The 8,383-nt window shown below is 73.2% G+C and carries 7 protein-coding genes; 3 read left to right on the forward strand and 4 right to left on the reverse strand.

All coding sequences use genetic code 11. From position 1 onward, the window contains the following. Nucleotides 1–1,559 (reverse strand): hypothetical protein (locus tag ACFWY6_RS42120; protein ID WP_384702178.1); only part of this gene is annotated, 1,559 nt, incomplete at its 3' end. Nucleotides 1,560–1,733: 174 nt separating this feature from the next. Here ACFWY6_RS42120 and radA point away from each other — a divergent pair. Both radA and disA read left to right on the forward strand, forming a co-directional pair. Then, complete coding sequence (radA, locus tag ACFWY6_RS42125; protein WP_384702181.1) at nucleotides 1,734–3,143, forward strand: DNA repair protein RadA; 1,410 nt, start codon at nucleotides 1,734–1,736, stop codon at nucleotides 3,141–3,143. Between the two features lie 79 nt (nucleotides 3,144–3,222). Further along, nucleotides 3,223–4,347, forward strand: coding sequence for a DNA integrity scanning diadenylate cyclase DisA (gene disA / locus ACFWY6_RS42130; protein WP_266863671.1), 1,125 nt, complete (start codon nucleotides 3,223–3,225; stop codon nucleotides 4,345–4,347). Nucleotides 4,348–4,452: 105 nt separating this feature from the next. On the opposite strand, the gene ACFWY6_RS42135 is transcribed toward disA, so the two are convergent. After that, a complete protein-coding gene (locus ACFWY6_RS42135; RefSeq protein ID WP_384702185.1) occupies nucleotides 4,453–5,280 on the reverse strand; it encodes a hypothetical protein in 828 nt (275 codons plus the stop codon). A 206-nt stretch (nucleotides 5,281–5,486) separates the two neighbouring features. On the opposite strand from ACFWY6_RS42135, the gene ACFWY6_RS42140 reads away from it, so the two are divergent. After that, complete coding sequence (locus ACFWY6_RS42140) at nucleotides 5,487–6,134, forward strand: phosphatase PAP2 family protein (protein ID WP_360774470.1); 648 nt, start codon at nucleotides 5,487–5,489, stop codon at nucleotides 6,132–6,134. Between the two features lie 86 nt (nucleotides 6,135–6,220). Here ACFWY6_RS42140 and ACFWY6_RS42145 read toward each other — a convergent pair whose 3' ends face one another. Then, nucleotides 6,221–6,874: a response regulator gene (locus ACFWY6_RS42145; protein WP_384702189.1), complete on the reverse strand. Its 654-nt coding sequence runs from the start codon at nucleotides 6,872–6,874 to the stop codon at nucleotides 6,221–6,223. Then, a complete protein-coding gene (locus ACFWY6_RS42150) occupies nucleotides 6,871–8,304 on the reverse strand; it encodes a sensor histidine kinase (RefSeq protein ID WP_384702192.1) in 1,434 nt (477 codons plus the stop codon). The genes ACFWY6_RS42145 and ACFWY6_RS42150 overlap by 4 nt, the downstream gene beginning before the upstream one ends. Between the last annotated feature and the right edge of the window lie 79 nt (nucleotides 8,305–8,383).

Genomic DNA, 8,383 nt, shown 5'->3' on the forward strand with positions numbered 1-8,383 from the left:
GTCGGGGAGGGGAGTGTGGGCTTCGGCGGCGGGGGCGGGGAGGTGGGGCGCTTGCCACGCGAGTACGCGTTGTTCGTGACGATCGCCCCCGGGGGGGCGATGGACACCCGCGCGCTCCAGTGGCCAGCGGGCTCACGGTCGTGGTCCACGTACACCCGGATCGTGAACGTCTCGCCCGGCGAGAGCGTTCCGGAGGAGCGGCTCAGGTAGAGCCAGGAGGCGCCGGCGCTCGCCGACCAGCGGACCGGCTCGCCCCCGGAGGCCGTCAGCGTGATCAGCGTCGTGCCGCCGCTCGGCTGTGCCGCCACGGTGAGCCGACCGGGCCCCGTCGAGGAGTGCGACGGCGGCGAACCGCCGCTGATGACCTCTACGGAGACGTCCGGTGAGCGGCTGCCCGCGGTGAACCGGTGGTCCGGCGGTGCCTGCGCGTTGCCCGCGTTCTCGTAGTCCTCACGGCGCCGGTCGCCGTCCATGCCGTGGGGACCGCCCGCCTCGCTGGCGCTGACGGAGGTGCCGTCCGCGCCCTCTCCGGTCAGCGGCGCCCCGCGGTATGCCGCCCAGAGGGCGAGCACCGGAGCGGCGATCACGGTGGCGACGACCGTTGTCGTCACGGCACGCGCGCGTAGCCGGTCGCGGCGGGCGGCGTGGTCCTTGGGGTCCATCGGGAAGCCCCGCCGGTCGAAGCGCGGAGCGCCGCCACGCGCGCGCGGGACGTGCGCCATCGCCACGTGCACGGCGGGGCGCGGTGCCTCGACGACGGGCAGCGCGGCCGGCGAGGCCGCCGTGCCGGGCCACGCCCCGGAGCCCGCGCGCTCGGCGGTGAGCCGGCAGCGCGGGCAGTCGTCGACGTGCCGGACGAGCTCGCGGCGCAGGGCCGTGCCCAGGAGGAGCTGGTTGTCGCCGGTGAGGCGGGCGACGATCGGGCAGGTGCCGGTCTCCACGACGGCGAGCGCGGCCCGGGTGCGCTCCACCTCGCAGGCGGCGGACGCGAGGAGGTCGCGGGTCCTGCCGAGGTCGAGGCCGACGACGGCTGCGACCTCCTGGGGGGCGAGCTGGTGGCGGACGGCTAGCTCCAGGGCCTCCCGCTGCTCCGGAGTCGTCCCCGCGGCCTCCGGCCAGGCCAGCTGGGCGAGTTCGCGGCGCCGCTGCCGGTCCGTCTCGTCGTCCGGCTGTCGCGCGGCGGAAGCGGAGGCCTTCGGGGAGGCGCTCCCGGCGGAGGCGTGCGCGCCGCCCTGCCGCTTGCGCCTGGCGTCGGCGAGCGCCCGCAGGCAGACCCAGCGCGCGAGCGCGTACAGCCAGGGTCTTAGTTCGGACGCGGCGGCGGGACCGCGCGAGCCGCGGCGCTCGGCGATGGCCAGTACGTCGCCCAGGGCGGTGGTCGCGGCGTCGTGATCACAGAGGACGGACAGGCAGTACGTGAACAGGCCGTCCAGACAAGGTTCGTAGCGTGCGGGCGGCGCGTGCGGCACCGGGCGGGGCACTACGCGCTGGCGCGCGTCTCTGTGCGCCCGGTGTGCGCCGGTTGCTTGCGTGGGGGATTCCGGCCTGCTGCTCATCACCCGTGCGAAGTTAGGCGGATGATGCCGGGTCCCTCTTCCCTCTTGAGCACATTTAATCCTTACGGGTGAACAGATCCCTCAAAAGGGGACAGGAACCCATGATTCCGTGACCCGCGCCCCCTGGGGATCGGCGCGCGTGCCGCGTTGTCAGTGCTGCCCGCTACGGTTCGGTTCATGGCTGCCCGTACGAAGTCGAGCAAGGACCGGCCGTCCTACCGCTGCACCGAGTGCGGCTGGCAGACGGCCAAGTGGCTCGGCCGCTGCCCCGAATGCCAGGCCTGGGGGACGGTCGAGGAGTACGGCGCGCCCGCTGTCCGCACCACCGCCCCCGGCCGCGTCACCTCCTCCGCCCTGCCCATCGGCCAGGTCGACGGCCGCCAGGCCACCGCCCGCTCCACCGGCGTACCGGAACTGGACCGCGTCCTGGGCGGCGGCCTCGTCCCCGGTGCCGTGGCGCTGCTCGCGGGCGAGCCGGGCGTCGGCAAGTCGACGCTGCTCCTGGACGTGGCGGCGAAGGCGGCCAGTGACGAGCACCGCACGCTCTACGTCACCGGCGAGGAGTCGGCGAGCCAGGTCCGGCTGCGCGCGGACCGCATCAAGGCCATCGACGACCACCTCTACCTGGCGGCGGAGACCGATCTCGCCGCCGTGCTCGGCCACTTGGACGCGGTGAAGCCGTCCCTCCTGATCCTCGACTCGGTCCAGACGGTCGCGTCGCCGGAGATCGACGGGGCGCCGGGCGGCATGGCCCAGGTCCGCGAGGTGGCGGGCGCCCTGATCCGCGCCTCCAAGGAGCGCGCGATGTCGACGCTCCTGGTCGGCCATGTCACCAAGGACGGCGCGATCGCGGGACCGCGCCTCCTGGAGCACCTCGTGGACGTCGTCCTGTCCTTCGAGGGCGACCGCCACGCGCGCCTGCGTCTCGTCCGAGGCGTCAAGAACCGCTACGGGACGACGGACGAGGTCGGCTGCTTCGAGCTGCACGACGAGGGCATCACCGGCCTCGCCGACCCCAGCGGCCTCTTCCTCACCCGCCGCGCGGAGGCCGTTCCCGGCACCTGCCTGACGGTCACCCTGGAGGGCCGCCGCCCCCTGGTGGCCGAGGTCCAGGCGCTCACGGTCGACTCGCAGATCCCCTCCCCCCGCCGCACCACATCGGGCCTCGAGACCTCCCGCGTCTCGATGATGCTGGCCGTCCTGGAGCAGCGCGGCCGCATCTCCGCGCTCGGCAAGCGCGACATCTACAGCGCCACGGTGGGCGGCGTGAAGCTCTCCGAGCCGGCCGCGGACCTCGCCATCGCGCTCGCCCTGGCCAGCGCGGCGAGCGACACCCCGCTGCCCAAGAACCTGGTCGCGATCGGCGAAGTGGGCCTCGCGGGCGAGGTCAGACGGGTCACCGGGGTCCAGCGCAGACTGGCCGAGGCGCACCGTCTGGGCTTCACGCACGCCCTCGTTCCCGCCGACCCCGGCAAGGTCCCGCCCGGCATGAAGGTCACCGAAGTCGCCGACATGGGGGACGCGCTGCGCGTGCTTCCGAGGTCGCGTCGCAGAGAGGCCCCGCGGGAGGAGGAAGACCGCCGGTAGACTTTGCCCTGGTCTCGCCCATCCGTACGAAGCAGTCGTACGGACCGGGGCTTGGACAACCCGCGACCCGAGGAGTGCAGTGGCAGCCAACGACCGGGCGTCAGCTCCCGGCAAGCCCGGTGGAAGCTCCGGTGCAGATGGGCTGATGCGCGCCTCCCTGAGCGCGGTCGCGCCGGGCACAGGCCTGCGCGACGGCCTCGAGCGGATCCTCCGCGGCAACACCGGAGGGCTCATCGTCCTCGGCTGGGACAAGACCGTCGAATCGATGTGCACGGGCGGCTTCATCCTGGACGTCGAGTTCACGGCGACGCGGCTGCGCGAGCTCTGCAAGCTCGACGGCGGCATCGTCATCGACAAGGACGTCACCAAGATCCTGCGGGCGGGCGTGCAGCTCGTCCCCGACCCGACGATCCCCACCGAGGAGACGGGCACCCGGCACCGCACCGCGGACCGCGTGTCCAAGCAGGTTGCCTTCCCCGTGGTCTCCGTCTCCCAGTCCATGCGCCTCATCGCGATCTACGTGGACGGACAGCGCCGCGTCCTGGAGGACTCGGCGGCGATCCTGTCCCGCGCGAACCAGGCGCTCGCGACCCTGGAGCGCTACAAGCTCCGCCTCGACGAGGTCGCGGGCACGCTCTCCGCCCTGGAGATCGAGGACTTGGTGACGGTCCGCGATGTCACGGCGGTCGCCCAGCGCCTGGAAATGGTGCGCCGCATCGCCACGGAGATCGCCGAGTACGTGGTGGAGCTCGGCACCGACGGCCGTCTGCTCGCCCTCCAACTGGACGAGTTGATCGCGGGCGTCGAGCCGGAGCGCGAGCTGGTGGTCCGGGACTACGTCCCGGAGCCGACCGCGAAGCGCTCCCGCACGGTGGACGAGGCGCTCTTCGAGCTGGACGCGCTGAGCCATGCGGAGCTGCTCGAACTGCCGATCGTGGCACGGGCGTTGGGCTACACCGGCTCCCCGGAGGCCCTTGACTCCGCGGTCTCGCCGCGGGGCTTCCGCCTCCTGGCGAAGGTGCCGCGGCTGCCGGGCGCGATCATCGACCGCCTTGTCGAGCACTTCGGCGGACTGCAGAAGTTGCTCGCTGCGAGCGTCGATGACCTTCAGACGGTGGACGGGGTGGGTGAAGCGCGGGCCCGGAGCGTCCGCGAGGGGCTCTCGCGTCTTGCCGAGTCGTCGATCCTGGAGCGGTACGTCTAGCGCTCTGCCGGGAGTGCGGCCATGGATCTGCGGGCCGGTGGGGGGGGGCTGGTCGCGCAGTTCTGCCGCGCCCCTTACGGGGCGCGGCAAACCGCCCATCGACCGTCAGCTCTCCTCAAGCACGAACGACGCCTGCGCCGAACCCAGGCCCGGAGACTTGGCCTCGACGAGATACGTACCCGGGTCGACTCCCCCCGCGGAGGGAGTCGCGCAGTTCGGTGCGCTAGGCCGCAGGTCCCACTCCACGGTGTGCGTGACGCGCCCGTCCCCCGGCACGCGCAGCAGCAGGCTGCCGCCCCCGGCAGGGCAGTCCGCCGACGACCAGACCTCCTTGTCACTCTTGGTCTGAGTGATCGTCAAGACCGTTCCCTTGCCGCCGAGATCCACCTTGCAGGCCTTGCCCGCACCGTTCTGGGCGATGATCTCGAACTTCGGCTTCTCACCGATCTCGTACGTGTTCTGGACGCTGCGCAGCTTCAACTTCACGTCGCCGCGCACACAGTCGGGCAGCCGCGACCCCGCGGGCAGCTGACTGCCCGCGCCGCCACCGCCCTTGGCGCCGTCGTCCGACCCGCTGCCGTCGCCGCCGCCGGAGGCACCGTCGGAGTCACCGTCGGAGTCACCGGAGCCCGAGCCGTCTCCTGAACCGCCGCCCGAGCCCGAGCCGCCTCCGGAGCCCTCGCCGTCCGACTCGTCGCGCCCGCCCGGGTGTTCACTGATGGCGGGCCCGGAGCCGGAGGGGCCGGGTGTGATGGACGTGGCGGGCCCGGAACCTGACGGCCCGTCGGCGGTGTTCTTCCCGCCGCCACCGCCCAGCGTCAGCACCCACACAGCGAGGAGCGCGAGCAGCCCGACAAGGGACAGCAGAACGGCCCTCCGACGCCAGTAAATGGTGGAGGGAAGCGGCCCGACCGGATTGCGCAGAGATCCCACGCCCAAACCTTACGAGAGATCCGGGCCTTCTCCTGCCCCACCCGCCGCCCCAGGCAACAAAGTTTGCGGATCATCATCTCGGAACGACCCACTCCGCTTGCCTCGGCTACAGCCCGTTCCCCCCTCACCCCTGTCTGTCGTCAGGGGTCGGGACAGGTCGATCGCCGGATGTGACGATTCGGGCCCACTCCGTACCGTCCGTAATCATGGACACCATGACCGACGATCTCTACCGCGACATCACCGAATTCGCCCACGACACCCCGGCCTGGGTGCAGCACACCGCCGAGGTGTGGACGGAGCTGGGACTGCTGCTCTTCGGCGTGCTCTTCATAGTCGCCTGGTGGCGCTCCCGGCGCGGTGACCCGCGCGCCGTAGCGATAGCGGTGCTCGCCCCGCTCGTCACCGCGGTGGCGTATGTGTGCAGCGAGTTGATCAAATCGGGGATCGACGAGGAGCGCCCGTGCCGGGCGGTCTCCGGGGCGCTCGCACCGCTCGTCGCGTGCCCGCCGCACGGCGACTGGTCCTTCCCCAGCAACCACTCGACGATCGCCGGTGCCGCGGCGGTCGGCCTCGCCGTCGCCTGGCCGCGCATCGCCGCGCTGACGCTGCCGATGGCCGTGCTCATGGCCTTCTCGCGGGTCTTCGTGGGCGTGCACTATCCGCACGACGTGGCCGTCGGCCTGATCCTCGGCGCCGTGCTGGCCTTCCTGCTCGTCCGTCTGGCCACTCGGCCCGTGGCGCGGGTCGTCGAGAGCATGCGGGGGTCCTCGACCGGGGTCGTCCGGTGGTTCGCGGGCCCGGGCCCGGCGACGTACGCGACACCGCACACGCCTGTGTCGCACCGCCGCTGAGGCCCTGCGGGGCAAGGGCCGTGCATGTCTGCGGGTGACGTCGTGGTTGCTCGCGCAGTTCCCCGCGCCCCCTTCGGGCGCGGCATTCAACCCCCCACAATCCCCGCCTCGTACGCCACGATCGCCGCCTGAACGCGGTTCTTGACCCCCAGTCGGTCGAGGACCGCGCTCACGTATGCCTTGACCGTGCCTTCGACTAGGTGGAGGCGGGCGGCGATCTCCGGATTGGAGAGCCCCTCCCCCACCAGGCCGAGAACTTCCCGCTCCCGCGGGGTCAGGGCGGCCGTCCGGGAGCGGGCCTGCGCACCGCGGCCGACGCGCCGGGCGCCGTAGCCGTCGATGACGTGCCGGGCCACCTTCGGCGAGAGGAAGGCGGCGCCGCCCGCCACCGCGCGTACGCCCGCGATGAGTTCGTGCGGATCGCCGGACTTCAGCAGGAACCCCGTGGCTCCACCGCCGAGCGCCCGTGCGACGTACGCGTCCTCGGAGAACGTCGTCAGCATCGCGACCGCGGTGCCCGGCACCGTCCGTACGGTCTCCTCGCCCGCGGCGAGGCCGTCGAGCCCCGGCATCCGGATGTCGAGCAGCGCGACATCGGGCCGGTGGGCCTGCGCGAGCTCCACGGCCGCGCGCCCGTCGCCCGCCTCCGCGACGACCTCGATGTCATCGCCCGCGCCGAGGATCGCGCGGACGCCCGCGCGGATCATCGCCTCGTCGTCGGCCAGCAGTACGCGGATCACCGCACCCACTCCTTCTCCTCTTCCAGTGCCTTCTCGCGGCCCCCGGCCTTCGGGATCACGCTCTTCTCCACGACAGCCCCGCCCTCGAAGCAGACCCTGAAGTGCTCGACGGTGACGAAGAGTTCACCGCTCGCGCGGTAGTAGCGGCAGTCGGCGCCCGCCGGCGGCGGGCTCGGGGCGCGCTCCTTCGGCGGATCGGACGCGGCCCGGTCCGGCAGCAGCCGCTCGGCCGCGTCCTGCGGCTGTCCGACGCGCAGCCGCGCGTAGTCGGCGGGTTCGAGGACCGAGTGCGAGCGGGAGTACGCGTACCAGGCGAAGGCGCCACCGACGAGGAGCACGCCGGTGGCGACGGCGGCCCCGAAGGCGAGAGCCGTCCGCCGTCTCGCGTACGAGATGACGACGCCGCCCGGTGCGGGGGCGGGCGCAGGGGTGGTGTGCCCTGCGGGGAGCCGTGCGACGACGCGGAAGCCGTCGCCGTGCGGGCCTGCGTCGAGGGTGCCGCCGAGGTCGCAGAGCCGGGCCTTCAGCCCGACGATGCCCGAGCCGCCGCCGGGCGCGGGGGCTGCCGGTTGCTCGGCGGGACCGTTGGTCACGGTCACGACGGTCGTGCCCGTGACCGCGTCCCGCACGTTCTCGACCGTCACCGGGGCGCCGGGGGCGTGCCGGGCGGCGTTGGTGAGGGCTTCCTGGACGACTCGGTGGACGGTGCGTTCGGACTCCGTCCCGGTCGACTCGGGGCGCGTCGCGTCACCCTCGGCGATGTACCGGACCGGGAGTCCCGAGCCTGCCGCGCGCTCGACCAGCTCCGCGACGGTCTCGCCCGCCGGGGCGAGCGGCGCGGCCTCGTCGCCGTCTTCTCTCAGCAGCCCGATGATCTCGTGCAGCCGGTCCGTGGCGTCCGAAGCGGCGGCGCGGAGGTCGGCGACGGCGGCGCGGTGCGGGTCCGGCAGGTCGGCGGCGACCTGCAACGCACCGGCCCGGACCGCGATGAGGCTCAACTCGTGCCCCAGGGAGTCGTGCATGTCCTGGGCGATCCTGGCCCGCTCCCGCAGCCGGGCGCGGTCGGCGACGATGCGCTGCTCGCGCTCCAGGTGGCCGGCGCGGGCCCAGCCGGCGGCGGCGAGTTCGCGTCCCTGGCGCCAGTAGCGGCCTGCGAGCCACGGGAAGACGGCCCCGAAGAGCAGGGTCCCCATCAACACGAGCCACTCGACGACGGGGTCGACGCCCCGCCAGGCAATCTTGGCGGTGCCGGCGACCGCGATTCCCGCGAAGGCGATGACGGCGGGCCGAGCGTGCTCGGCCCTGCGGCCCATCAGCAGTGCGAAGAGGGCGAGGGCGCCGCCGTACGAAACGGTGAACAGGGAAGGGGCGAGGGCGAGCCCCAGCCCGGCGGCGACCGCGAAGGCACCCAGAGGGTGGCGTAGCCCCAAAACCCCCCCCACGGGCACCCCGGCCGGCCCCCCCCCCACCCCCCCCCCCCCCCCGGGGTCATTAAACCCCACCCCCGCC

It is taken from the genome of Streptomyces sp. NPDC059037 (assembly GCF_042740015.1).
Lineage (GTDB): Bacteria > Actinomycetota > Actinomycetes > Streptomycetales > Streptomycetaceae > Streptomyces.

Coding starts and splice junctions, on each gene's coding strand:
- radA (WP_384702181.1), top strand. CDS start 1,734: ATGGCTGCCCGTACGAAGTCGAGCAAGGACCGGCCGTCCTACCGCTGC.
- ACFWY6_RS42140 (WP_360774470.1), top strand. CDS start 5,487: ATGGACACCATGACCGACGATCTCTACCGCGACATCACCGAATTCGCC.